The 23,340-nt window shown below is 45.3% G+C and carries 29 protein-coding genes and 1 other annotated feature; all 29 genes read left to right on the top strand.

Annotated features, from left to right (window positions below):
* The first annotated feature begins 79 nt into the window (after positions 1 to 79).
* The 29 genes from rplA (at position 80) to rplR (ending at position 23,337) form a co-directional block, all read left to right on the top strand.
* Positions 80 to 772 carry a 50S ribosomal protein L1 gene (gene rplA, locus ABWW58_RS16680; protein WP_093674085.1) on the top strand — a complete coding sequence of 231 codons (693 nt, stop codon included), beginning with the start codon at positions 80 to 82 and terminating at the stop codon, positions 770 to 772.
* A gap of 63 nt (positions 773 to 835) precedes the next feature.
* Positions 836 to 981, top strand: a sequence feature (ribosomal protein L10 leader region).
* Between the two features lie 56 nt (positions 982 to 1,037).
* The gene (gene rplJ / locus ABWW58_RS16675) at positions 1,038 to 1,541 is read left to right on the top strand and encodes a 50S ribosomal protein L10 (protein ID WP_353870182.1); all 504 of its coding nucleotides are present in this window, start codon (positions 1,038 to 1,040) and stop codon (positions 1,539 to 1,541) included.
* Between the two features lie 116 nt (positions 1,542 to 1,657).
* A complete protein-coding gene (gene rplL / locus ABWW58_RS16670; protein WP_353870181.1) occupies positions 1,658 to 2,020 on the top strand; it encodes a 50S ribosomal protein L7/L12 in 363 nt (120 codons plus the stop codon).
* Between the two features lie 109 nt (positions 2,021 to 2,129).
* Complete coding sequence (locus ABWW58_RS16665; RefSeq protein WP_353870180.1) at positions 2,130 to 2,726, top strand: class I SAM-dependent methyltransferase; 597 nt, start codon at positions 2,130 to 2,132, stop codon at positions 2,724 to 2,726.
* Positions 2,727 to 2,894: 168 nt separating this feature from the next.
* Positions 2,895 to 6,416, top strand: coding sequence for a DNA-directed RNA polymerase subunit beta (gene rpoB / locus ABWW58_RS16660; RefSeq protein ID WP_353870179.1), 3,522 nt, complete (start codon positions 2,895 to 2,897; stop codon positions 6,414 to 6,416).
* Between the two features lie 163 nt (positions 6,417 to 6,579).
* Positions 6,580 to 10,206 carry a DNA-directed RNA polymerase subunit beta' gene (gene rpoC, locus ABWW58_RS16655; protein WP_353870178.1) on the top strand — a complete coding sequence of 1,209 codons (3,627 nt, stop codon included), beginning with the start codon at positions 6,580 to 6,582 and terminating at the stop codon, positions 10,204 to 10,206.
* 84 nt (positions 10,207 to 10,290) lie between these two features.
* Positions 10,291 to 10,542, top strand: a complete 252-nt coding sequence (locus tag ABWW58_RS16650) for a 50S ribosomal protein L7ae-like protein (RefSeq protein ID WP_093674097.1) — start codon at positions 10,291 to 10,293, stop codon at positions 10,540 to 10,542.
* Positions 10,543 to 10,640: 98 nt separating this feature from the next.
* On the top strand, positions 10,641 to 11,054 hold the full coding sequence (gene rpsL / locus ABWW58_RS16645; protein ID WP_093674099.1) for a 30S ribosomal protein S12: 414 nt from the start codon (positions 10,641 to 10,643) through the stop codon (positions 11,052 to 11,054).
* Positions 11,055 to 11,082: 28 nt separating this feature from the next.
* Positions 11,083 to 11,553 (top strand): 30S ribosomal protein S7, encoded by a 471-nt coding sequence (gene rpsG / locus ABWW58_RS16640; protein WP_093674101.1) that lies wholly within the window; start codon positions 11,083 to 11,085, stop codon positions 11,551 to 11,553.
* Between the two features lie 104 nt (positions 11,554 to 11,657).
* A complete protein-coding gene (fusA, locus tag ABWW58_RS16635) occupies positions 11,658 to 13,736 on the top strand; it encodes an elongation factor G (protein WP_353870176.1) in 2,079 nt (692 codons plus the stop codon).
* Between the two features lie 144 nt (positions 13,737 to 13,880).
* On the top strand, positions 13,881 to 15,068 hold the full coding sequence (gene tuf / locus ABWW58_RS16630) for an elongation factor Tu (protein WP_093674105.1): 1,188 nt from the start codon (positions 13,881 to 13,883) through the stop codon (positions 15,066 to 15,068).
* Between the two features lie 293 nt (positions 15,069 to 15,361).
* The gene (gene rpsJ, locus ABWW58_RS16625) at positions 15,362 to 15,670 is read left to right on the top strand and encodes a 30S ribosomal protein S10 (protein ID WP_010024543.1); all 309 of its coding nucleotides are present in this window, start codon (positions 15,362 to 15,364) and stop codon (positions 15,668 to 15,670) included.
* Between the two features lie 30 nt (positions 15,671 to 15,700).
* Positions 15,701 to 16,339, top strand: a complete 639-nt coding sequence (gene rplC / locus ABWW58_RS16620; protein WP_093674107.1) for a 50S ribosomal protein L3 — start codon at positions 15,701 to 15,703, stop codon at positions 16,337 to 16,339.
* Positions 16,340 to 16,356: 17 nt separating this feature from the next.
* On the top strand, positions 16,357 to 16,980 hold the full coding sequence (gene rplD, locus ABWW58_RS16615; RefSeq protein WP_093674109.1) for a 50S ribosomal protein L4: 624 nt from the start codon (positions 16,357 to 16,359) through the stop codon (positions 16,978 to 16,980).
* Positions 16,980 to 17,270 carry a 50S ribosomal protein L23 gene (rplW, locus tag ABWW58_RS16610; protein WP_093674111.1) on the top strand — a complete coding sequence of 97 codons (291 nt, stop codon included), beginning with the start codon at positions 16,980 to 16,982 and terminating at the stop codon, positions 17,268 to 17,270. Before rplD ends, rplW begins: the two co-directional genes overlap by 1 nt.
* A 28-nt stretch (positions 17,271 to 17,298) precedes the next feature.
* Positions 17,299 to 18,132, top strand: coding sequence for a 50S ribosomal protein L2 (gene rplB / locus ABWW58_RS16605; protein WP_093674113.1), 834 nt, complete (start codon positions 17,299 to 17,301; stop codon positions 18,130 to 18,132).
* 42 nt (positions 18,133 to 18,174) lie between these two features.
* Positions 18,175 to 18,456, top strand: a complete 282-nt coding sequence (rpsS, locus tag ABWW58_RS16600; protein WP_093674115.1) for a 30S ribosomal protein S19 — start codon at positions 18,175 to 18,177, stop codon at positions 18,454 to 18,456.
* Positions 18,457 to 18,474: 18 nt separating this feature from the next.
* Positions 18,475 to 18,816, top strand: coding sequence for a 50S ribosomal protein L22 (rplV, locus tag ABWW58_RS16595; protein ID WP_093674117.1), 342 nt, complete (start codon positions 18,475 to 18,477; stop codon positions 18,814 to 18,816).
* 3 nt (positions 18,817 to 18,819) lie between these two features.
* Positions 18,820 to 19,479 carry a 30S ribosomal protein S3 gene (rpsC, locus tag ABWW58_RS16590; protein ID WP_093674119.1) on the top strand — a complete coding sequence of 220 codons (660 nt, stop codon included), beginning with the start codon at positions 18,820 to 18,822 and terminating at the stop codon, positions 19,477 to 19,479.
* 2 nt (positions 19,480 to 19,481) lie between these two features.
* A complete protein-coding gene (gene rplP, locus ABWW58_RS16585; RefSeq protein ID WP_353870175.1) occupies positions 19,482 to 19,916 on the top strand; it encodes a 50S ribosomal protein L16 in 435 nt (144 codons plus the stop codon).
* Entirely contained in the window at positions 19,906 to 20,109 is a 204-nt protein-coding gene (gene rpmC, locus ABWW58_RS16580) for a 50S ribosomal protein L29 (protein ID WP_093674123.1), read from the top strand. The genes rplP and rpmC overlap by 11 nt, the downstream gene beginning before the upstream one ends.
* 17 nt (positions 20,110 to 20,126) lie before the next feature.
* Complete coding sequence (rpsQ, locus tag ABWW58_RS16575; RefSeq protein ID WP_093674125.1) at positions 20,127 to 20,399, top strand: 30S ribosomal protein S17; 273 nt, start codon at positions 20,127 to 20,129, stop codon at positions 20,397 to 20,399.
* 41 nt (positions 20,400 to 20,440) lie between these two features.
* Positions 20,441 to 20,809 carry a 50S ribosomal protein L14 gene (gene rplN / locus ABWW58_RS16570; protein WP_093674127.1) on the top strand — a complete coding sequence of 123 codons (369 nt, stop codon included), beginning with the start codon at positions 20,441 to 20,443 and terminating at the stop codon, positions 20,807 to 20,809.
* A 44-nt stretch (positions 20,810 to 20,853) separates the two neighbouring features.
* Positions 20,854 to 21,162: a 50S ribosomal protein L24 gene (gene rplX / locus ABWW58_RS16565; protein WP_353870195.1), complete on the top strand. Its 309-nt coding sequence runs from the start codon at positions 20,854 to 20,856 to the stop codon at positions 21,160 to 21,162.
* Between the two features lie 29 nt (positions 21,163 to 21,191).
* Complete coding sequence (rplE, locus tag ABWW58_RS16560) at positions 21,192 to 21,734, top strand: 50S ribosomal protein L5 (protein ID WP_353870174.1); 543 nt, start codon at positions 21,192 to 21,194, stop codon at positions 21,732 to 21,734.
* Between the two features lie 20 nt (positions 21,735 to 21,754).
* Positions 21,755 to 21,940, top strand: coding sequence for a type Z 30S ribosomal protein S14 (locus ABWW58_RS16555; protein WP_093674131.1), 186 nt, complete (start codon positions 21,755 to 21,757; stop codon positions 21,938 to 21,940).
* A gap of 33 nt (positions 21,941 to 21,973) precedes the next feature.
* Positions 21,974 to 22,372, top strand: a complete 399-nt coding sequence (rpsH, locus tag ABWW58_RS16550) for a 30S ribosomal protein S8 (RefSeq protein WP_353870173.1) — start codon at positions 21,974 to 21,976, stop codon at positions 22,370 to 22,372.
* Between the two features lie 27 nt (positions 22,373 to 22,399).
* Positions 22,400 to 22,936 carry a 50S ribosomal protein L6 gene (gene rplF, locus ABWW58_RS16545; protein ID WP_353870172.1) on the top strand — a complete coding sequence of 179 codons (537 nt, stop codon included), beginning with the start codon at positions 22,400 to 22,402 and terminating at the stop codon, positions 22,934 to 22,936.
* 38 nt (positions 22,937 to 22,974) lie between these two features.
* The gene (rplR, locus tag ABWW58_RS16540; protein WP_353870171.1) at positions 22,975 to 23,337 is read left to right on the top strand and encodes a 50S ribosomal protein L18; all 363 of its coding nucleotides are present in this window, start codon (positions 22,975 to 22,977) and stop codon (positions 23,335 to 23,337) included.
* Positions 23,338 to 23,340: the final 3 nt, after the last annotated feature.

Raw genomic sequence — 23,340 nt, 5'->3', positions numbered from 1 at the left:
TGTTTGATTCGCATGTTTTTTGTTTATGGTTGGTGGGAGGTCATATACAAACCGTTAATACCACGAAGGAGGATTTCTAATGGCTAAAAGAGGTAAAAAGTATCAAGAACAGGCTAAAGCGGTTGATCGCGCAAAAGCGTATAGCGTTGAAGAAGCAGTTAGCTTGGTAAAGAAAATCGCTTCTGCTGGATTTGATGAATCCGTCGATGTCGCTGTCCGTTTGGGCGTCGATACACGTAAAAACGACCAGCAGGTTCGTGGCGCTGTTGTACTGCCAAATGGTACGGGCAAAACGCAACGAGTACTCGTTTTCGCCAAGGGTGAAAAAGCGAAGGAAGCAGAAGCAGCCGGAGCGGATTACGTTGGTGAAGCTGAATACGTTGAGAAGATCAACGGTGGCTGGTTTGACTTCGATGTCGTTGTTGCGACACCGGATATGATGGCTCAGGTTGGTCGTCTGGGACGTGTTCTCGGACCTAAAGGTTTGATGCCAAACCCGAAAACGGGCACGGTAACTTTCGATGTTGAAAAGGCAGTTAAAGAAATTAAAGCAGGTAAAGTTGAATACCGCGCTCAGAAAGACGGTAACGTTCACGTGCCGATCGGTAAAGTTTCTTTCGAAGATGAGAAATTAGTTGAAAACTTTAAGGTGTTGGTTGAAACACTTATTAAAGTAAAACCAGCTGCGGCGAAAGGTACTTACCTAAAGAACATTGCTGTGTCTTCAACAATGGGACCTGGCGTTAAAGTAGCAGTTGCATCTGTAAAATAATAACTCGGCATTGAATCATTAGGTTGACATACTATAGTAAAATCAATATAATGATTCATGTTGTGTAAATTAAATGATTAGCCGTAGACAGCAGGGGCATGATTCATGCTTAATTAATCCCAGCCGAGGTTTAGCAAGTTCTTGATAACTTTTTGTTTGATAGATCAAGCCCTCGTGTCTTCCGGATCGAGGGCTTTTTTGATGGGCCTAAAAGTGGGGGAAATACTGATACGGATATAACGCGAAAGAGGAGGTGCGAAGAATCATGAGTAACGAGAAAGTTATCGAAGGAAAAAAGAAAATTGTTGATGAAATTACCGGTAAATTAAAAGATAGCGTGGCAACGATTGTTGTTAACTATCGCGGTCTTTCCGTTGCGGAAGTTACGGAACTGCGTCAACAATTGAGAGAAGCAGGCGTTGACTATAAAGTGTACAAGAACACTTTTGCTCGTCGCGCGACAGCAATTGCTGGTCTTTCCGAACTCGATGATGCTTTGAAGGGACCTACAGCCGTTTCGTTCAGCAAAGACGACGTCGTTGCTCCGGCAAAAGTATTGTACAATTTTGCTAAAGAACATGAGGCTCTTGAAATCAAGGCAGGCGTTATCGAAGGCAAACTGACCTCTGTTGATGAAATCAAAGCTCTTGCCGAACTGCCATCCAGAGAAGGACTTCTTTCAATGCTGGCCAACGTTCTGCAGGCTCCGATCCGCAACTTGGCATTGGGCGTCAAAGCCGTTGCCGAGAAGAAAGAACAAGAAGCTTAATCTTGAAGAAATCATTTGAAGAAAGACAAAAAGGTTTGAGAAAAGTATTGCTCTCCTTTACACTGACTTTCTGAACATCACTAAAAGAAAACGAAAAATGAGGAGGATTATATACAATGACTAAGGAAGAAATCATTGGTGCAGTTAAGGAAATGTCCGTTCTTGAATTGAACGACCTTGTTAAAGCAATTGAAGAAGAATTTGGTGTAACAGCGGCAGCTCAGGTTGCTGTTCAAGCTGGCGCAGGTGCCGGTGCAGCTGAAGAACAAACAGAATTTGATGTTATTCTTGCTGATGCAGGCGCTCAGAAGATTAAAGTTATCAAAGTTGTTCGCGAAATCACAGGTCTTGGTCTGAAAGATGCAAAAGCATTGGTTGACGGTGCTCCAAGCCCTGTAAAAGAAGGCGCTGCTAAGGAAGAAGCCGAAGAACTTAAAGGCAAACTTGAAGAAGTTGGCGCAAAAGTAGAACTGAAATAAGTTCTAGAAAAGGCCCGCGCTTGCGCGGGCCTTTTCTTTTTAAATAAAAATATATCTTGTGACATGCAAATGACCGCCTATTTTTCTTCTGTTGAAGGGGATGAATCTTATGACTGAACACTATTATTCGGAGCACCCCCATGTGGAAAGCCATCCACATTCCTTAAGAGCGGTACTACGACAGCATGACTTCCTATTTACGACGGATGCGGGTGTTTTTTCAAAGAACGCAATCGATTTTGGATCTGCATTACTCATCGAAACCTTTCGTGAACCTGAAATCTCAGGTGGCTTTTTGGACATGGGGTGCGGGTATGGTCCAATAGGAATTGCCCTGTCCAAATCTTTTCCGGAGCGAGCTGTGACGATGGTTGATATTAATGAACGTGCCGTAGCCCTGGCGAAGAAAAACGCCTTGGAAAATCAAGTTGAACCGGTTGTCTTGCAGAGTTCACTATTTGAACAGGTGTCGGGCAGCTACGCCGCGATTGTTACCAATCCGCCGATTCGCGCCGGAAAACAAGTGGTTCATCAGATTTTCAGAGATGCCCATCATTATTTAAAAGAAAAAGGCGAACTCTGGATAGTCATACAAAAAAAACAAGGCGCACCATCTGCTTTGAAGATGCTTCAATCACTCTATGGGCGCGTTGATATTGCAGCAAAGAAAAAAGGCTACTCTATTTTTTGTGCAAGAAAAGATTGACAATGAATATTGTGTATGATATTATGTCTCAATGCTAACATTGATCTTTTTGTCGGTATAGGGATCCCTATTTTTGGGAAAACTAATCACATAATTTTTGGACTGCGGTAAGCTTAGAAGTATGGTTTGCCGGTTTTTTCAATATGCTTGATTTGAGGGGTGAAATAGTTGACAGGTCAACTCGTACAATACGGACGCCACCGCCAACGCAGGAGCTACGCTCGGATTAAAGAAGTGCTGGAACTCCCTAATCTTATTGAAATTCAGACCGCCTCCTATCAGTGGTTCCTTGACGAAGGAATCAGAGAAATGTTTCAAGATATTTCTCCGGTGGAAGATTTTACGGGAAATCTTATTTTGGAATTTGTCGACTATAGTTTGGGTGAACCAAAGTATTCAGTTGATGAATCAAAATCGCGTGATGTGACGTATGCCGCGCCGCTTCGTGTTAAAGTTCGGTTAATCAATAAAGAAACAGGCGAAGTGAAGGAACAGGAAGTGTTTATGGGTGACTTCCCATTGATGACAGAATCCGGAACCTTCATTATCAACGGAGCGGAACGAGTTATTGTTTCTCAGCTGGTTCGTTCACCGAGCGTTTACTTTAATGATAAAGTCGACAAAAATGGTAAAAAAGGCTTCGGCGCTACGGTTATACCTAACCGCGGGGCATGGCTTGAATATGAGACGGATGCAAAAGATGTCGTCTATGTAAGAATCGACCGTACAAGGAAAGTGCCAGTAACGGTTCTTTTGCGTTCTCTTGGATTCAGCACGGATCAGGAGATTATTGATCTCCTCGGTGAAGATGAATATCTAAGAAACACATTGGAAAAAGATAACACCGACAGCACAGACAAAGCGCTTGTTGAAATCTACGAACGTCTGCGTCCGGGTGAACCGCCGACTGTCGAAAACGCGAAAAGCTTACTTGAAGCTCGTTTCTTCGATCCGAAACGCTATGATTTGGCGAATGTCGGGCGTTATAAAATGAATAAGAAACTTCATATCAAAAACAGACTGTTCAATCAGAGACTCGCGGAGAAACTTGTTGATCCGGAAACAGGAGAAATTGTGGCCGATGAAGGAACACTGCTCGACCGCCGGACACTCGACCGTCTTCTTCCGACGATTGAAAAGAAACTGGGCTTCGTCGACTATACACCTTCGGAAGGTGTGATTGCGGGACAAACGATCCGTGTTCAGAAAATCGACGTTTACTCACCTCTTGATGAAGACAAGGGTAAAGTGGTCAGTGTTATGGGCAATTGCGTGATTGACCGATCAATCAAGCACATTACACCGGCTGATATTCTTTCTTCAATCAACTATTTCTTTGACTTGCTTCACGGAATCGGCGACACCGACGACATTGACCACTTGGGCAACCGTCGGCTCCGTTCCGTCGGTGAATTGTTGCAGAACCAGTTCCGCATTGGCTTGTCGCGCATGGAGCGTGTGATTCGTGAACGCATGTCGATTCAGGACACAAACAGCATCACACCGCAAGCACTGATCAATATTCGTCCAGTAATTGCGTCCATCAAGGAATTTTTTGGGAGCTCTCAGCTTTCGCAATTCATGGACCAGACCAACCCTCTGGCTGAACTAACACACAAACGAAGATTGTCAGCCCTCGGACCCGGCGGTTTGACTCGTGAACGTGCCGGCATGGAAGTGCGTGACGTCCACTATTCTCACTATGGCCGTATGTGCCCGATTGAAACACCAGAAGGTCCGAACATCGGCTTGATTAACTCATTATCGAGTTATGCGCGTGTGAATAAGTACGGGTTTATTGAAACGCCTTATCGCCGTGTTGATCCGGATACAGGGAAAGTAACCGAACACATTGATTACTTGACTGCTGACGAAGAAGATAATTATGTTGTTGCACAGGCAAACGCTGAACTTAGTGACGACGGTGAATTTATGGATGATCATATTCTTGCACGTTTCAGAAGTGAGAACTTGGTTGTTCATAAAGAACGTGTCGACTACATGGACGTATCGCCAAAGCAAGTTGTGTCTGTCGCATCGGCATGCATTCCATTCCTTGCGAACGATGACTCTAACCGTGCGCTGATGGGAGCGAACATGCAGCGTCAGGCCGTGCCGCTTCTTCGTCCGGAAGCACCGCTTGTCGGAACGGGTATGGAATATGTATCAGCCCGCGACTCCGGTGCTGCGATCCGTTCAAAATTCCGTGGGCGTGTCGAATACGTGTCCGCACGTGTGATCAAGATCCGTACATTGGAAAACATTGACGGTCACGACGTTGTAGGAGACGTTGTGTCTTATAAACTCTCCAAATTTGAACGTTCGAACCAAGGAATGTGCTACAATCAAAAACCAATTGTTAAGACTGGTAATGTTGTTTCCAAAGGTGAAATTATTGCCGATGGTCCTTCCATGGATATGGGCGAACTTGCATTGGGACGCAACGTACTGGTCGGATTCATGACATGGAACGGTTATAACTATGAAGATGCCGTTATCATGAATGAACGTCTGGTTAAGGACGATGTGTACACATCCATCCATATTGAGGAATACGAATCCGACGCTCGTGATACGAAGCTCGGACCTGAAGATATTACACGGGATATACCGAATGTCGGCGAAGATGCATTGAAGAACCTCGACGACCGCGGAATCATCCGTGTCGGTGCGGAAGTACGCGATGGTGATATTCTTGTCGGAAAAGTAACGCCAAAAGGGGTTACGGAACTTACTGCCGAAGAGCGTCTGCTCCATGCTATTTTTGGTGAAAAAGCTCGTGAAGTACGTGACACATCACTGAAGGTGCCGCATGGCGGCGGCGGAATTGTGCACGATGTCAAGATCTTTACACGGGAAGCAGGAGATGAACTGCCGCCGGGCGTAAATGAGCTTGTCCGAGTGTATATTGTTCAAAAGCGTAAGATTCACGAAGGAGATAAAATGGCCGGACGCCACGGAAACAAAGGTGTCATTTCTAAAATCCTTCCTGAAGAGGATATGCCGTTCCTGCCGAGCGGTCGTCCTTTGGACATCATGCTTAACCCGCTGGGTGTGCCTTCCCGTATGAATATTGGTCAGGTGCTTGAACTTCACCTGGGTATGGCTGCTCGTGAAATGGGCATTCACATTGCAACGCCGGTATTTGACGGCGCTCGTGAAGAGGACGTCTGGAGCACTCTTGAAGAAGCCGGACTTTCCCGAGACGGCAAGACCGTTCTTTATGATGGTCGTTCCGGTGAACCGTTTGATAACCGCGTGTCGGTTGGCGTTATGTATATGATCAAACTAGCGCACATGGTTGACGACAAACTGCATGCACGTTCAACCGGACCTTACTCGCTCGTTACACAGCAGCCGCTTGGCGGTAAAGCGCAATTCGGCGGTCAGCGATTTGGTGAAATGGAGGTTTGGGCGCTTGAAGCATATGGAGCAGCGCACACACTTCAAGAAATCCTTACTGTTAAATCGGACGACGTTGTTGGACGTGTGAAAACCTATGAATCCATTGTCAAAGGTGAGAATGTTCCTGAACCGGGTGTTCCTGAATCGTTTAAGGTACTCATCAAGGAACTGCAAAGCCTTGGTATGGATGTTAAGGTTTTGGATGGCGACCACTCAGAGATCGTCATTAAAGAGCTTGAGGATGAAGAAGAGACACTTGATGACAGCCTGAATGTACAAGTCTGAGTTCTATGAATCAACCTCTTATAGAAAGCGCGACGCATGAAGAAAACGACTTTGCCGCTATTCTTCCTGAGTGTCCGAACGGTTTTCTAACATACAACAACTCGGTGAACTAAAGCGATGGCACTTAATGCCAGACACTGAAAATATAAGGGAGGTTGCCCCCTTGCTGGATGTCAATAAATTTGAATTTATGAAGATTGGTTTAGCCTCACCTGATAAAATCAGGTCTTGGTCTCATGGCGAAGTGAAAAAGCCGGAGACAATTAACTATCGAACATTGAAACCGGAAAAGGACGGCCTGTTCTGTGAACGTATCTTCGGGCCGACCAAGGACTGGGAATGTCATTGCGGCAAATACAAACGCGTTCGTTACAAGGGCGTCGTTTGTGATCGCTGCGGTGTTGAAGTTACTCGGGCGAAAGTGCGTAGAGAGCGCATGGGCCATATTGAACTCGCAGCTCCTGTGTCCCATATCTGGTATTTTAAAGGCATTCCAAGCCGAATGGGTCTCTTGTTGGATATGTCTCCAAGAGCTTTGGAAGAAGTCATCTACTTTGCATCTTACGTAGTGACTGAACCCGGCGACACACCGCTGGAGAAAAAACAGCTTCTGTCTGAAAAAGAGTACCGCGCTTACCGTGAAAAATATGGTAAAGCATTTAAAGCAGGCATGGGCGCTGAGTCCATTAAAAAGCTTCTGCAGGATGTTGATTTAGACAAAGAATCAGAAACCTTGCAAGAAGAATTGAAAAGTGTTCAAGGGCAAAGAAGAACCCGCGCAGTGAAAAGGCTTGAAGTCGTTGAAGCCTTCCGCGAGTCCGGCAATGAACCTTCTTGGATGATTCTGGATGTACTTCCTGTCATTCCGCCGGAACTGCGTCCAATGGTTCAACTTGACGGTGGACGTTTTGCAACCTCAGACTTAAACGATCTTTATCGGAGGGTCATAAACCGTAACAATCGTCTCAAACGTCTCCTTGAACTAGGAGCACCTAGTATTATTGTCCAAAACGAAAAACGAATGTTGCAGGAAGCGGTTGACTCGCTTATTGACAATGGTCGTCGCGGTCGTCCGGTTACCGGTCCGGGCAACAGACCTTTGAAGTCACTTTCACATATGTTGAAAGGTAAAAACGGACGTTTCCGTCAGAACTTGCTGGGAAAACGTGTCGACTATTCAGGGCGATCTGTTATCGCTGTGGGACCAACGCTGCAAATGTATCAATGCGGTCTGCCTAAAGAAATGGCTTTGGAACTTTTTAAACCGTTCGTTATGAAAGAACTGGTTAGTCGCGGCGTTGCCAATAATATCAAAAGTGCAAAACGCAAAGTTGAAAAAATTCATCCGGACGTTTGGGGTGTCCTTGAAGATGTGATTAAGGAGCATCCGGTTCTGCTCAACCGTGCCCCTACATTGCACCGTCTTGGTATTCAGGCGTTTGAACCGAGGATTGTTGAAGGACGCGCGATCCGTCTTCATCCGCTCGTATGTACCGCGTACAACGCGGACTTTGACGGTGACCAGATGGCCGTTCACGTGCCGCTGTCCGCAGAAGCACAAGCTGAAGCTCGTTTGCTGATGCTTGGCGCGCAAAACATCTTAAATCCTAAGGATGGCAAGCCAATTGTTACGCCTTCTCAAGATATGGTTTTGGGTAACTACTATCTGACCCTTGAACGAAAAGGCGCCATAGGCGAAGGAAAAGTTTTCAAAAATAGCGAAGAGGTTATGATCGCTTATTACAACGGTTATGTTCATCTGCATTCGCGTATTGCGATTCCGGCGGCGTCGACACATAATCCGACATTTACGGAAGAACAAAATAAGGAATACTTGCTGACGACTCCGGGAAAATTGATTTTCAATCATGTACTCCCACCGACATTCCCATATATTAATGAGCCGACAGACCACAATTTGCAGGTAGCGACTCCGGACAAATACTTTGTTCCAATGGGCTCGGATATTCCGAAAGAAATTGCATCGCGCGAAGAGATTTTACCGTTTAAAAAAGGCTATCTTGGGCACGTTATCGCAGAGGTATTTAAAAAATATAAAGTTACCGAAACGTCTAAGTTCCTTGACCGTTTGAAAGCTCTCGGTTTCCAGTATTCGACCAAAGCAGGTATTACGGTTGGTGTATCCGATGTTATCGTGCTTCCTGAGAAGCAAGAGATCTTGGATAATGCCGAAGAAAATGTACAAAAGGTAACCAAACAATTCCGCCGAGGCCTTATTACTGAAGACGAACGCTATGAGCGTATTGTCGGTATTTGGAGTGGCGCGAAAGACACGATTCAGTCCAAGTTGATGGATTCATTGGCAAAGACAAACCCAATCTTCATGATGAGTGATTCAGGAGCCCGAGGAAATGCTTCCAACTTTACTCAGCTTGCCGGTATGCGTGGTTTGATGGCCGATCCTTCTGGTCGTATCATTGAACTTCCAATTATCTCGAGCTTCCGTGAAGGGCTGACCGTGTTGGAATACTTTATTTCAACACACGGTGCCCGTAAGGGACTTGCCGACACCGCGCTTAAAACCGCGAACTCAGGCTATCTGACCCGACGTCTTGTCGACGTAGCGCAAGATGTAATCGTAAGGGAAGACGATTGTGGTACGGATCGCGGTATTGTCGTGCATGCGATCCGTGAAGGTAACGAAGAGATTGAAAGCCTGTATGACCGTTTGGTAGGCCGTACAGCAAATCAGACCGTTTACCATCCGGATACTGATGAAGTACTTGTTAAGAAGAATGAATTGATCAATGAAGACCTTGCGACGAAAATCGTTGAAGCGGGCATTACCGAGGTTGAAATTCGCACAGTATTTACTTGTGAAACCAGACATGGTGTCTGCAAGAAGTGTTACGGACGTAATTTGGCGACAGGGTCCGAAGTTGAAGTCGGTGAATCGGTTGGTATTATTGCCGCACAATCCATCGGCGAACCGGGTACACAGCTGACCATGCGTACGTTCCATACAGGCGGTGTTGCTGGAGACGACATCACCCAGGGTCTCCCTCGTATCCAAGAATTGTTCGAAGCCCGTAATCCAAAAGGGCAAGCGGTCATTTCTGAGATTGATGGAACGGTGACATCAGTAAGCGAATTAAAGGATAAACGCGAGCTTGTCGTTAAGGGTGCCATGGAAACCCGAACTTACACGGTACCGCTTAGTGCACGAATGAAAGTTGCCGAGGGAAATGAAGTTAAAGCCGGACAGCCGCTGATCAGCGGGTCTATCGATCCGAAAGAACTTCTGCATGTTGTAGGACTTCAAGGTGTGCAGAATTATCTGCTTCGTGAAGTTCAGAAGGTTTATCGTATGCAAGGTGTGGAAATCGGCGATAAGCACGTTGAAGTTATGGTACGCCAAATGATGCGCAAGGTTCGCGTCATCGACAGCGGAGATACATCTGTATTGCCGGGCGCACTTGTCGACATTCACCGTTTTAAAGACGATAACCGCGATGTACTGCTGCATCGTAAAATGCCGGCGACCGGACATCCGGCACTGCTTGGTATTACAAAAGCGGCTCTTGAAACAGATTCCTTCTTGTCCGCGGCTTCGTTCCAGGAAACGACTCGCGTACTAACTGATGCGGCTATTAAGGGGAAAGTCGATGAACTGCTTGGCTTGAAGGAAAATGTTATTATTGGCAAACTGATTCCTGCAGGAACAGGCATGCCGAGGTATCGCAATGTCGTTGTAGAAACTGAAGACGGATCAGATTCAACGGTTGCCAATCCGCAACCTGCCCGAGCACTTTTGAATCAAGAAAGTTGATTCAGCCATTGACAATGGTTAATGGCCGGTGCTATTATGTCTTAGTGTTCTTTTACACTTTGTTACTTTGGAGGATTCTTTGAGATGTCTTATGAAAAAGTGACACAATCTAAGAACGAAGTCATTATTGGCACGAAACAGGCAATCAAGGCTTTAAAAGAGGACCGAGTTAAAGAGGTTGTCGTAGCTGAAGATGCCGATGTACGTGTTACCAATAAAGTACTGACACTTGCGGAAGAATTGAAAGTGCCTGTGAGCACAGTGGCCTCAATGAAGAAGTTAGGCCAAGCTTGCGGCATTGAAGTCGGAGCATCGGCTGTTGCGATAAAAAAATAATGTTTTTGCAAGAGCAATTCTTGCAAAAACAATTTTTTGCGCGAGAAAAGAACCGCCTGGATCAGTGGGTTTAGAAATTCGAAAGGAGGAATAGGTAAATGCCTACAATTAATCAATTAATTCGTCAAGGACGCAAGTCAAAAATCAGAAAGTCTACGGCGCCTGCGTTGAACAGAGGCTACAACAGTTTCAAAAAATCGTTGACTGATGATTTTGCTCCACAAAAGAGGGGCGTGTGTACTCGTGTCGGCACAATGACACCGAAGAAACCAAACTCTGCGCTTCGTAAATATGCGCGTGTACGTTTGTCAAACAACATCGAAGTCAACGCTTATATCCCGGGAATCGGTCACAACCTTCAGGAACACAGTGTTGTCCTGATTCGCGGCGGACGTGTGAAGGACCTTCCTGGTGTGCGTTATCATATCATTCGCGGCGCTTTGGATACGGCAAGCGTTGTTGATCGTAAGCAAAGCCGCTCGAAGTACGGCGCAAAGAAACCTAAGGCTTAATAACTACTAACTGGAAGGAGGAATTAACATGCCTAGAAAAGGCCCTGTCGAAAGACGAGATGTACTGCCTGATCCGCTCTATAATTCCAAATTGGTCACACGTTTGATCAACCGGATTATGGAAGATGGAAAAAAGGGAAAGGCTCAGACCATTCTGTATCAAGCGTTTGATCTGATTAAAGAACGTTCGAATCAAGAACCAATGGAAATTTTTGAGCAGGCATTAAAAAATGTTATGCCTGTTCTGGAAGTTAAAGCTCGCCGTGTCGGCGGATCTAACTACCAGGTACCGGTTGAAGTTCGCCCGGAACGCCGGACAACTTTAGGACTTCGCTACTTAGTTAATTATTCAAGACTTCGTGGGGAAAAGACGATGGTTGAACGGTTGGCTAACGAAATTATCGACGCATCTAACAATACAGGCGCATCGGTTAAAAAGCGCGAAGACATGCATAAAATGGCTGAAGCGAACAAAGCTTTCGCTCATTATCGCTGGTAATGAAAAAAATCGATGTTCAACTTGGAAGTTGGAAAGAGTCGAGACAATGCTCACCTCTTTTTTCCTAACACTTTGAACATCAACAAAAGGAAGGAGAGAAAACCATGGCAAGGGAATTCTCCTTGGAAAAGACACGTAATATCGGTATTATGGCGCACATCGATGCCGGAAAGACGACAACAACCGAGCGTATTCTCTTCTATTCAGGCCGTATTCATAAGATTGGTGAAACCCATGAAGGTGCTTCACAGATGGACTGGATGGATCAGGAAAAGGAACGCGGAATTACAATTACATCCGCGGCGACAACCGCTCAGTGGAAAAATCATCGAATTAACATCATCGATACCCCAGGGCACGTGGATTTTACCGTTGAAGTAGAACGTTCGCTTCGCGTGCTTGACGGTGCGGTAACCGTTCTTGATGCACAATCAGGTGTTGAGCCTCAAACAGAAACTGTTTGGCGTCAGGCGACAACTTATGGTGTACCGAGAATAGTGTTTGTTAATAAAATGGATAAGATTGGCGCTGATTTCCTCTATTCATGCAACACACTGCATGAACGTCTTCAAGCGAATGCTCACCCGATTCAGTTGCCAATGGGTGCTGAAGACAATTATCTAGGCGAAATCGACTTAGTAAACATGCAAGCGTATGTTTATGAAGACGACCAGGGCTCCATTGTCGATGCGGAAGAGATTCCGGCTGAATACAAGGAACAAGCCGAAGAATACCATGAAAAACTCGTTGAAGCTGTTGCAGACGTAGACGACGATCTCATGGAAAAATATCTGAATGGCGACGAAATCTCTGTAGAAGAATTAAAAGCTGCAATTCGTAAAGCGACATGTGCAGTTAAATTCTATCCGGTACTGTGCGGCACCGCCTTTAAAAATAAAGGCGTGCAGCACGTATTGGATGCCTGCATTGATTATCTCCCTTCACCACTTGACGTTCCGGCGATCAAAGGTACGGTGCCGGATTCAGGTGAAGAAGAGACACGTCCGGCTGATGACAACGCGCCGTTCGCAGCATTAGCATTTAAAGTAATGACAGACCCATTTGTTGGTAAGCTGACATTCTTCCGAGTTTACTCAGGATCGATTGAGGCGGGTTCTTATGTACAGAACTCAACGAAAGATAATCGCGAACGTTTGGGACGTATTCTTCAGATGCATGCCAACCACCGTAGCGAAATCAAAAAGGTTTACTCTGGCGATATCGCTGCTGCAGTCGGCCTGAAAAATACAACAACCGGAGATACGCTGTGCGATGAGGATCACCTCATTGTTCTCGAATCGATGGAATTCCCTGATCCGGTTATCCACGTTGCCATCGAACCAAAATCGAAGGCTGACCAGGATAAGATGGGCATCGCCCTTGCGAAACTGGCTGAAGAAGATCCAACCTTCAAGACTCATACGGATGAAGAGACCGGCCAAACCATCATCGGTGGTATGGGTGAGCTTCACCTCGATATTATCGTTGACCGTATGCGCCGTGAGTTCAAGGTTGACGCGAATGTCGGCAACCCGCAAGTTGCTTATCGCGAAACGTTGACCAAGGCCGGAAGAGCTGAAGGTAAGTTTATTCGTCAGTCCGGTGGTCGTGGACAATATGGTCATGTTTGGATCGAATTCGAACCTCAAAAAGAGGGCGAAGGATTCGTATTTGAAAACAAAATCGTCGGTGGTGTGGTTCCTCGCGAATACATTCCTGCGGTTGAAGCGGGTCTGAAAGATGCGCTTCAAAACGGGCTGCTCGCCGGGTATCCATTAATTGACGTGAAAGCAAGTCTTGTTGATGGATCCTATCACGATGTCGATTCCAGTGAAATGGCGTTCAAGATTGCGGCTTCAATGGCACTGAAAGCTTCAAAGAGTGTCTGCGCTCCGGTAATTCTTGAACCGATCATGAAAGTCGAAGTCAGCATGCCTGAAGAATATTTGGGAGATATTATGGGTGATATCACAAGCCGTCGTGGACGCGTTGACGGCATGGAAGCACGACAAGGCGTTCAAGTTGTCAGCTCCCATGTTCCGCTCGCTGAAATGTTCGGCTATGCGACGAACCTCCGCTCTGCAACCCAAGGACGCGGAACATTCACAATGCAATTCGATCACTACGAAGCAGTGCCGAAGAGCGTTAGTGAAGAGATTATCAAGAAGGCAACCGGCGAATAACGATTTAACGGTTATTCAGCTTGCTGAATTTATTGTCACACCAATTGTTTTATTGTAAGCTAGGAAAGATGGCACAAGCTTGCCGACTTTCTTACTGCATATAAATTAAACTTTCTAATGAATTAAAGGAGGATTATACAATCCATGGCTAAAGAACATTATGAACGTACAAAACCCCATGTTAACATCGGTACAATTGGTCACGTTGACCACGGTAAAACAACTCTGACAGCTGCTATTACAACTGTATTGGCTAAATCAGGTAAAGCTCAGGCTCGCGCTTACGATTCCATCGATGGTGCTCCTGAAGAACGTGAACGCGGAATCACAATTTCGACCGCACACGTTGAATACGAAACAGATACACGTCACTATGCGCACGTTGACTGCCCAGGACACGCCGACTATGTAAAGAACATGATCACTGGTGCTGCACAAATGGACGGAGCGATCCTCGTTGTTTCCGCAGTAGACGGCCCAATGCCACAGACTCGTGAACACATCCTTCTTGCTAACCAAGTAGGTGTTCCTGCGATCGTTGTCTTCCTGAACAAAACAGACCAGGTTGATGATCCAGAATTGCTTGAACTCGTTGAAATGGAAGTTCGCGATCTTCTTAGCGAATATGACTACCCAGGTGACGATGTTCCTGTAATCAGCGGTTCCGCTTTGAAAGCATTGCAAGGCGATGCTACAGAAGAACAACATATTCTCGACTTGATGGCAGCTGTAGATGAATACATCCCAACTCCTGTTCGTGAAAATGACAAGCCATTCATGATGCCTGTCGAAGACGTATTCTCGATCACAGGTCGTGGTACGGTTGCAACCGGACGTGTTGAACGTGGTACGGTTAAAATCGGTGACGAAGTTGAAATTCTTGGTTTGACAGATGCTCCTAAGAAGTCTATTGTAACGGGCGTTGAAATGTTCCGTAAGACACTCGACTTCGCTGAAGCAGGCGACAACATCGGCGCATTGCTCCGTGGTGTTGACCGTGAAGGCGTTGAACGTGGCCAGGTTTTGATTAAACCAGGTACCGTAACTGCCCACAAGAAATTCAAGGCTCAAGTTTACGTTCTGAAAAAAGAAGAAGGTGGACGTCATACACCATTCTTCACAAACTATCGTCCGCAATTCTATTTCAGGACAACGGATGTTACAGGAACCATTAATCTTCCTGAAGGAACTGAAATGGTAATGCCTGGCGACAACGTTGAAATGGATGTTGATCTGCTCGCTCCGATCGCTATCGAACAGGGAACGAAATTCTCTATTCGTGAAGGCGGCCGTACGGTAGGCGCTGGCTCCGTATCTGAAATCGTTGAATAATAGTTGATAAAAAAGAGCCCTCCTCGTTGAGGGCTCTTTTTTTTTCTATAAATAAATAGTATTTTAATTTGCTCTTTCGTAAAAAACTCTTTATAATGTATAGGTCACTGAAAAAAGTGATGGTTCGCCTTGCTTTGTACCTATGTTTTAGGTATAATAGTGAAGTTGGTTTTTTGGCAATGATGCGGAAGGTTGCAGATACACCCGGCTCCTTTGCCAAGGCGGGCTATCTGGAAATTTTCGTGGAGCAAGTCTATTTTTGAAAAATGGACGAAAAAAGGAGGGAATACTTCATGGCAAAGCAAAAGATTCGCATTCGTTTAAAGGCATATGATCACCGTATTTTGGATCAATCCGCTGAAAAAATTGTAGAAACGGCAAAACGTTCAGGTGCAAAGGTGTCCGGACCGATTCCGCTTCCTACCGAAAAATCGATTTATACGATTTTACGTGCGGTACACAAATACAAAGATTCACGTGAACAATTCGAAATGCGTACTCACAAACGCTTAGTTGATATTGTTGAGCCTACACCGCAAACGGTAGATTCACTGATGAGATTGGATCTGCCTTCAGGTGTCGACATTGAAATCAAATTATAATTTATCTAGAACAAATAGGAGGTGTTACGGATGAGCAAAGGAATCTTAGGCAAAAAGATCGGCATGACTCAGATTTTCGCTGAAAACGGTGATGTCATTCCTGTTACGGTTGTCGATGTATCCGACAATGTCGTTCTTCAAAAGAAGACAGTTGAAACGGATGGCTACGAAGCCGTACAGATCGGTTTTGATAATGCAAAAGCTTCTCGAATTACCAAACCGGCAAAGGGACACGCTGAAAAAGCGAAAGCCGAACCTAAGCGCTTCATTAAAGAACTCCGTAATGTAAATTTAGACGATTACGAACTGGGCAAAGAAGTAACAGCTGACACGTTCAAAGCAGGAGAAGTTGTTGACGTAACCGGTACTTCGAAAGGTAAAGGTTACCAAGGCCCAATCAAAAGAAACAACCAATCACGCGGACCGATGACTCACGGTTCCCGTTACCACCGTCGTCCCGGTTCCATGGGTGTTATTGATCCGGCTCACGTGTTCAAAGGCAAAAAGCTGGCGGGCCGTATGGGTGGCGAAACAGTTACTGTTGAAAACCTCGTGATCGCAAAAGTTGATCCGGAACGCAAACTGATTCTTATCAGTGGTAATGTGCCGGGCGCTAAGAAGAGCTACATTGTTATAAAATCTGCACTTAAAGCAAAAGAAGCTAAATAAGAAGGGAGGACGCTTCCATGCCAAAATTAACTGTATTTGATCAGAAAGGCGCTGAAGTTGGAGCTGTTGAATTGGCAGACGCTGTATTCGGCATCACACCAAACGAACATGTTGTTTATCAAGCAGTTGTCATGCAACAGGCTTCACAACGCCAAGGAACACACGCTGTAAAAAATCGTTCTGCAGTACGCGGCGGTGGCCGCAAGCCGTGGAAACAAAAAGGAACCGGTCGCGCTCGTCAGGGCTCGATTCGCTCACCACAGTGGGTTGGCGGTGGTACGGTATTCGGGCCTACACCACGCAGCTATTCATACAAATTGCCTAAGAAAGTGCGCAGACTTGCTATTAAGTCGGTACTGTCCGGCAAAGTTGGAGACAACGATCTGATTGTATTAGATGCACTGACGATTGAAGCTCCGAAAACAAAAGAAATTATTGCCCTGTTGAACAATCTGTCCGTATCAGAAAAGGCACTGATTGTAACTAGTGATGTTAATGAAACAGCTGTTTTGTCGTCCCGTAATATCCCTGGTGTAAAGGTGCTTGCCGCAAACGAAGTCAATGTACTTGACGTTGTTGCACATAACAAACTCATTGTCACTCAGGAAGCTGCAGCAAAGCTTGGGGAGGTGCTTGGATAATGAAAGATCCTCGCGATATTATAAAGCGCCCCGTGCTGACTGAACGCACGACGGATCAGATGGCAGACAAGAAATACACTTTCGATGTTGATACGAAGGCAAACAAGTCTGAGATCAAACGCGCGGTGGAAGCTATCTTTGATGTTAAAGTCGTTAAGGTCAATACGATGAACGTAAAAGGTAAGCCAAAACGTTACGGCCGCTATTCAGGCTATACAAATAACCGCAAAAAAGCGATTGTCACTTTGACGCCGGAAAGCAAAGAACTTAACTTTTACGAAGGCGAATAAGGAATAATAAAGAAGGAGGTTACTGATCGTGCCACTTAAAAAGTATAAACCGACATCCAACGGTCGCAGAAACATGACATCTTTGGATTTCGCAGAAATCACAACAGATACGCCGGAAAAATCATTGCTGAAGTCGCTGCCTAAGAAGGCCGGCCGAAACAATCAAGGCAGACTGACGGTTCGTCACCAAGGCGGCGGCCACAAACGTCAATATCGTGTTATTGACTTTAAACGCAATAAGGATGGCGTGCCAGGTAAAATCGCAACGATCGAATATGATCCGAACCGTACTGCCAACATCGCACTCATTCACTATGCGGATGGAGAAAAACGTTACATCCTTGCTCCTAAGGGTATTAAAGTTGGGACACAAATTATGTCTGGCGTCGACGCTGACATTAAAGTCGGAAATGCGCTTCCTCTGAAGAACATTCCGGTAGGTACCACGATTCACAATATTGAATTGAAACCGGGAAAGGGCGGACAACTTGTTCGTTCTGCAGGAACTTCTGCTCAAATTCTTGGTAAAGAAGGCAAATACGTGCTGATCCGTCTTGTTTCCGGCGAAGTACGTATGGTCCTTGAGACTTGCCGCGCAACTATTGGTCAGGTTGGAAATTTGGAACACGAACTTGTTTCTGTTGGTAAAGCAGGACGCTCACGTTGGAAAGGCATTCGCCCGACAGTCCGCGGTTCTGTAATGAACCCGAACGATCACCCGCATGGTGGTGGTGAAGGTAAAGCTCCAGTCGGACGCAAGTCGCCAATGTCACCATGGGGCAAGCCAACGATGGGTTACAAAACACGCAGCAAGAAAAATGCTTCTGAACAGTTCATTGTTAGACACCGTAAAAAGAAATAATAGTTGCCGGATAAATATTTTATTTTGGAAGGAGGCCTACTCATGAGCCGAAGCCTGAAAAAAGGGCCTTTTGTCGATGATCACTTGATGACAAAAGTTGTCCGTTTAAATGATAAAGACGAAAAAAGAGTTATTAAAACCTGGTCCCGCAGATCGACCATTTTCCCTGAATTTATCGGTCATACCATTGCTGTCTATGACGGACGCAAGCATGTTCCGGTGTACGTTACAGAAGACATGGTAGGACATAAACTTGGAGAATTTGCTCCGACAAGAACTTATCGCGGACATATTTCTTCTGATAAGAAAACAAGTGCACGCTAACGAAAGGAGGAACTTTTGATGCAAGCAAAAGCTGTCGCTAAACAAATTCGTATTGCTCCTCGTAAGGCGCGTCTTGTTATTGATCTTATCAGGGGCAAGGACGTTGGTTATGCTATTGCTGTGTTGAAGAATACACAGAGATCAGCATCACCAATTATTGAAAAAGTTTTAAAATCCGCTATTGCCAATGCGGAACACAATTATGATATGGATACAGAAACGTTGTATGTTGAGCAGGCGTTTGTCGATGAGGGAGCAACACTGAAACGCTTCCGCCCGCGTGCCCAAGGCCGTGCGAGCAAGATTAACAAACGGACCAGCCACATTACAATTATTGTATCGGAAAAGAAGGAGGGATAACGCGTGGGTCAAAAAATTAATCCTATTGGATTCAGAGTCGGAGTCATTCGCGACTGGGAATCTAAATGGTATGCTGACAAAGAATATGCGGAATATCTTCATGAAGATATCAAAATCCGTCAATATATCGAAAAGAAGCTGAAAGATGCTGCCGTTTCCGGTATTGAACTGGAACGTGCTGCGAACCGGATTAATGTAACGATCAAGACAGCGAAACCAGGTATGGTCATTGGTAAAGGCGGTTCCGAAGTTGAAAACCTTCGAAAAGCATTAAATGATCTTACCGGCAAGCGCGTCCACGTTAATATTTTTGAAATCAAGCAAGCTGATCTTGATGCAAAGCTTGTCGCTGAAAATATTGCTCGCCAGCTGGAAGGCCGTATCTCATGGAGACGCGCGCAAAAGCAGACACTGCAAAGAGCAATGAGAGCGGGCGCAAAGGGAATTAAGACACAATGCGCAGGCCGTCTTGGCGGTGCCGACATGGCACGTACAGAGGATTACAGTGAAGGTACTGTTCCGCTTCATACGCTGCGTGCCGACATTGATTACGGTACTGCTGAAGCAGCGACTACCTATGGTAGAATCGGTGTAAAAGTATGGATTTATCGCGGAGAAGTACTTCCGACGAAAGGAACGACAAATAAGAAAGGAGGCAAATAATTATGTTAATGCCTAAACGTACAAAGTATCGTAGACAGCATCGAGGAAGAATGCGTGGTCAGACAAAAGGCGGCGCTTCGGTAACGTTCGGCGAATACGGTTTGCAGGCACTTGAATCCGCATGGATCAGCAGCCGTCAAATTGAAGCCGCTCGTATTGCTATGACGCGTTTTATGAAACGTGGCGGAAAAGTATGGATTAAGATTTTCCCGCAAAAATCATATACAAAGAAACCTCTTGATGTCCGAATGGGTTCCGGTAAAGGTGCTCCTGAAGGATGGGTAGCTGTTGTAAAGCCCGGCCGTGTATTATTTGAAGTCGGTGGCATTAGTGAAGAAGTGGCAAACGAGGCTTTAAGACTTGCAAGCCATAAATTGCCTATTAAAACGAAAATCGTGAAACGCGAAGAAGTGGGTGGTGACGCAAATGAAGGCTGAGGATATTCGTAATTTGACCACTGCTGAAGTTGAAAAAAACGTTAAGTCTTTGAAAGAAGAATTATTTAATCTGCGTTTCCAGCTCGCTACCGGACAATTGGAAAATCCGGCTCGCATTCGTGAAGTCCGCAAATCCATTGCTCGCGCAAAGACGATTTTGCGTGAACGTGAATTGAATGTTCAAAACGGCTGAGAAGGAGGTTATCGCAAATGGCAGAAGAAACACGCAAGAACGCACGTAAGGTTCTGGTTGGTCGTGTTGTCTCAGACAAAATGGAAAAAACCATTACTGTACTTGTTGAGACTTACAAAAACCACCGTCTCTATGGAAAGCACGTGAAGTATTCCAAGAGATTCAAAGCGCATGATGAAAATAATCAAGCTAAAGTCGGCGATATCGTTGAAATCATTGAAACTCGCCCACTTTCTAAAGATAAACGTTTTCGTCTTGTGAAGATCGTTGAGGAATCCGTTATTATCTGATCTGTCGAGCATGTTCGAAGATCGAAGGGAGGTTGTACTTTATGATTCAGCAGGAAAGCCGTTTGAAAGTTGCCGACAACTCAGGTGCCCGTGAAGTTCTTACCATCAAAGTGTTGGGCGGATCCGGCCGCAAGACCGCTAATATTGGTGATCTTATCGTTGCTACGGTTAAACAAGCAACACCAGGTGGCGTTGTTAAGAAAGGCGAAGTTGTTCGAGCTGTCGTTGTTCGCACAAAACATGGCGTAAGACGTAATGATGGTTCTTACATCCGTTTTGATGAAAATGCCGTTGTATTAATTAAAGAAGACAAAAGTCCTCGCGGCACGCGTATCTTTGGGCCGGTTGCCCGTGAATTGCGTGACGGACAATTTATGAAAATCGTGTCTCTCGCACCGGAAGTATTGTAATTCTGAATGGTCAGGAAAAGGAGGTGGCATTTAACATGGCAAAATTGCATGTGAAAAAAGGCGACAAGGTTCAAGTCATTTCCGGTAAGGATAAAGGCAAACAAGGTGTGATCCTTGCAGCTTATCCGGCAAAGGAACGAGTGCTTGTTGAAGGTGTAAATATCATCAAGAAACATTCAAAACCAAGCCAGGCAGCTCCGCAAGGCGGCATCCTCGAACATGAGGCGCCTATTCACGTATCAAATGTTATGCTGCTTGATCCAAAAACAAATGAACCTACACGTGTAGGTAGCAAGATAGTAGACGGAAAAAAAGTTCGTGTATCTAAAAAATCCGGCGAAATTATTGAGTAAGCCGATTGTCTGTGAAAGGAGGTAAACACATGAGCCGTTTTAAAGAGAAGTACGACAAGGAAGTTGTCCCGGCTTTAATTGAAAAGTTTAACTATACATCTGTTATGCAGGTACCAGCAATCCAAAAAGTAGTCATTAATATGGGTGTTGGTGAAGCTGTTCATAACTCTAAGGCTTTAGATAGTGCGGTTGAAGATTTGACCGCATTGTCAGGCCAAAAACCGGTGATCACACGCGCAAAAAAATCAATCGCCGCATTCAAGCTTCGTGAAGGTGTTGCGATTGGTACAAAGGTAACGCTTAGAAAAGACCGCATGTATGATTTTCTTGATAAGCTGGTTACTGTTGCCCTTCCCCGTGTACGTGATTTCCGTGGCGTTTCAAAGAAAGCATTTGACGGCCGCGGCAACTATACGCTGGGTATCCGCGAACAATTGATTTTCCCTGAAATTGACTATGATAAAATCGATAAAGTACGCGGTATGGACATCGTTATTGTAACGTCTGCCAACACTGATGAAGAAGCCGCAGAATTGCTTGCGTTGCTAGGCATGCCGTTCGTTAAAAAATAATCGCAAGGAGGATATGAATTTTGGCAAAAAAATCAATGCTTGTTTCGTCACATCGCCCAAAAAAATTCAAAGTGCAGGAATACACACGCTGTGAACGCTGCGGACGTCCTCATTCGGTTCTTAGGAAATTCAAATTATGCAGAATTTGTTTTCGCGAACTTGCCCATAAAGGACAAATCCCAGGTGTTAGAAAAGCTAGTTGGTAAAATTTTAAGTGATAGGGAAGGAGGTCGATTTGCATGGTCATGACAGATCCGATTGCAGATATGCTGACCCGCATTCGTAACGCCAATATTGTTCGTCACGAACAGATTGAGTTGCCAGGTTCCAGAATCAAGAAGGAAATCGCTGAGATCCTGAAACGCGAAGGATTCATTAAAGAAGTTGAGTATATTGAAGATAACAAACAAGGTGTGCTTCGACTGATTCTGAAATACAGCGGCAATAAAGAACGCGTTATTTCCGGATTGAAAAGAATTAGCAAGCCGGGTCTTCGCGTTTATGCGAAGGCAGACGAGGTGCCGAAAGTTCTTGGCGGTCTCGGTATTGCGCTTGTGTCAACATCAAAAGGTATTATTACGGACAAAGAAGCACGTCAACAAAAAGTTGGCGGAGAAGTGCTTGCATACATTTGGTAATCAGTAAACAAGATTGGAGGTGTCTTAATGTCTCGTATAGGATTAAGACCGACAGCCATTCCTGATGGTGTGACGGTTACAATTGAAGCCCAGACTGTAACGGTCAAGGGTCCTAAGGGTGAACTATCCCGGAAATTCCATCCGGATATGATCATCAAACAGGAAAACAGTGAAGTGAAAGTTGAACGACCTGACGATTCAAACCAGCACCGCGCTTTGCACGGTACGACAAGCAGTTTGATTAGCAATATGGTCGAAGGCGTGACAAAGGGTTTCACTAAGAATTTGGAACTGGTCGGCGTCGGTTACCGTGCTAACAAACAAGGCAAGAACTTGGTTCTGAATGTCGGCTATTCTCATCCGGTAGAAATCGTTCCTGAAGAAGGAATTGAACTCGCTGTTGAAGGCAACAACAAAATTTCCGTTATTGGAATCGACAAACAGCGTGTCGGTGAAGTTGCCGCAAATATTCGTTCCGTTCGCGCTCCTGAGCCTTATAAAGGTAAAGGAATTCGCTATGAAGGCGAAAAAGTGCGTCGCAAGGAAGGTAAAACAGGTAAGTAATTTCATTCAACTTTTACTAGAAAGGAGCGACAGACTGTATGATTACCAAAAGAGACAAAAACGCGCTTCGTCAGAAGAGACATCTTCATGTACGTCACCGCATCGTGGGTACTGCAGAACGTCCGCGTTTGAACGTTTTTCGTTCTTCTAAGAATATTTATGCGCAGTTGATTGATGATGCGAAGGGTGTAACCATTGCTTCCTCTTCATCGATTGACAAAGCATTTGATCTTGAAAAAGGCAGCGATGTTGCAGCGGCTAAGAAAGTTGGCGCAATGATCGGCGAACGTGCCATTGAAAAGGGAATTAGTGCGGTAGTATTTGACCGCAGTGGTTATATCTATCACGGACGTGTCAAGGCTGTAGCCGAAGGCGCCCGAGAAGCAGGACTTAAATTTTAAAAT

This window comes from Sporolactobacillus caesalpiniae (genome assembly GCF_040513385.1).
Classification (GTDB): Bacteria; Bacillota; Bacilli; order Bacillales; family Sporolactobacillaceae; genus Sporolactobacillus.
The sequence above is the reverse complement of the archived record's forward strand: the minus strand, read 5'-3'. Positions and strand labels throughout refer to the sequence as shown.

Bases quoted from the DNA above. Each gene is read 5' to 3' on its own strand.
- rplA (WP_093674085.1), top strand. From the start codon at position 80: ATGGCTAAAAGAGGTAAAAAGTATCAAGAACAGGCTAAAGCGGTTGAT.
- rplJ (WP_353870182.1), top strand. From the start codon at position 1,038: ATGAGTAACGAGAAAGTTATCGAAGGAAAAAAGAAAATTGTTGATGAA.
- rplL (WP_353870181.1), top strand. From the start codon at position 1,658: ATGACTAAGGAAGAAATCATTGGTGCAGTTAAGGAAATGTCCGTTCTT.
- ABWW58_RS16665 (WP_353870180.1), top strand. From the start codon at position 2,130: ATGACTGAACACTATTATTCGGAGCACCCCCATGTGGAAAGCCATCCA.
- ABWW58_RS16650 (WP_093674097.1), top strand. From the start codon at position 10,291: ATGTCTTATGAAAAAGTGACACAATCTAAGAACGAAGTCATTATTGGC.
- rpsL (WP_093674099.1), top strand. From the start codon at position 10,641: ATGCCTACAATTAATCAATTAATTCGTCAAGGACGCAAGTCAAAAATC.
- rpsG (WP_093674101.1), top strand. From the start codon at position 11,083: ATGCCTAGAAAAGGCCCTGTCGAAAGACGAGATGTACTGCCTGATCCG.
- fusA (WP_353870176.1), top strand. From the start codon at position 11,658: ATGGCAAGGGAATTCTCCTTGGAAAAGACACGTAATATCGGTATTATG.
- tuf (WP_093674105.1), top strand. From the start codon at position 13,881: ATGGCTAAAGAACATTATGAACGTACAAAACCCCATGTTAACATCGGT.
- rpsJ (WP_010024543.1), top strand. From the start codon at position 15,362: ATGGCAAAGCAAAAGATTCGCATTCGTTTAAAGGCATATGATCACCGT.
- rplC (WP_093674107.1), top strand. From the start codon at position 15,701: ATGAGCAAAGGAATCTTAGGCAAAAAGATCGGCATGACTCAGATTTTC.
- rplD (WP_093674109.1), top strand. From the start codon at position 16,357: ATGCCAAAATTAACTGTATTTGATCAGAAAGGCGCTGAAGTTGGAGCT.
- rplW (WP_093674111.1), top strand. From the start codon at position 16,980: ATGAAAGATCCTCGCGATATTATAAAGCGCCCCGTGCTGACTGAACGC.
- rpsS (WP_093674115.1), top strand. From the start codon at position 18,175: ATGAGCCGAAGCCTGAAAAAAGGGCCTTTTGTCGATGATCACTTGATG.
- rplV (WP_093674117.1), top strand. From the start codon at position 18,475: ATGCAAGCAAAAGCTGTCGCTAAACAAATTCGTATTGCTCCTCGTAAG.
- rplP (WP_353870175.1), top strand. From the start codon at position 19,482: ATGTTAATGCCTAAACGTACAAAGTATCGTAGACAGCATCGAGGAAGA.
- rpmC (WP_093674123.1), top strand. From the start codon at position 19,906: ATGAAGGCTGAGGATATTCGTAATTTGACCACTGCTGAAGTTGAAAAA.
- rpsQ (WP_093674125.1), top strand. From the start codon at position 20,127: ATGGCAGAAGAAACACGCAAGAACGCACGTAAGGTTCTGGTTGGTCGT.
- rplN (WP_093674127.1), top strand. From the start codon at position 20,441: ATGATTCAGCAGGAAAGCCGTTTGAAAGTTGCCGACAACTCAGGTGCC.
- rplE (WP_353870174.1), top strand. From the start codon at position 21,192: ATGAGCCGTTTTAAAGAGAAGTACGACAAGGAAGTTGTCCCGGCTTTA.
- rpsH (WP_353870173.1), top strand. From the start codon at position 21,974: ATGGTCATGACAGATCCGATTGCAGATATGCTGACCCGCATTCGTAAC.
- rplF (WP_353870172.1), top strand. From the start codon at position 22,400: ATGTCTCGTATAGGATTAAGACCGACAGCCATTCCTGATGGTGTGACG.
- rplR (WP_353870171.1), top strand. From the start codon at position 22,975: ATGATTACCAAAAGAGACAAAAACGCGCTTCGTCAGAAGAGACATCTT.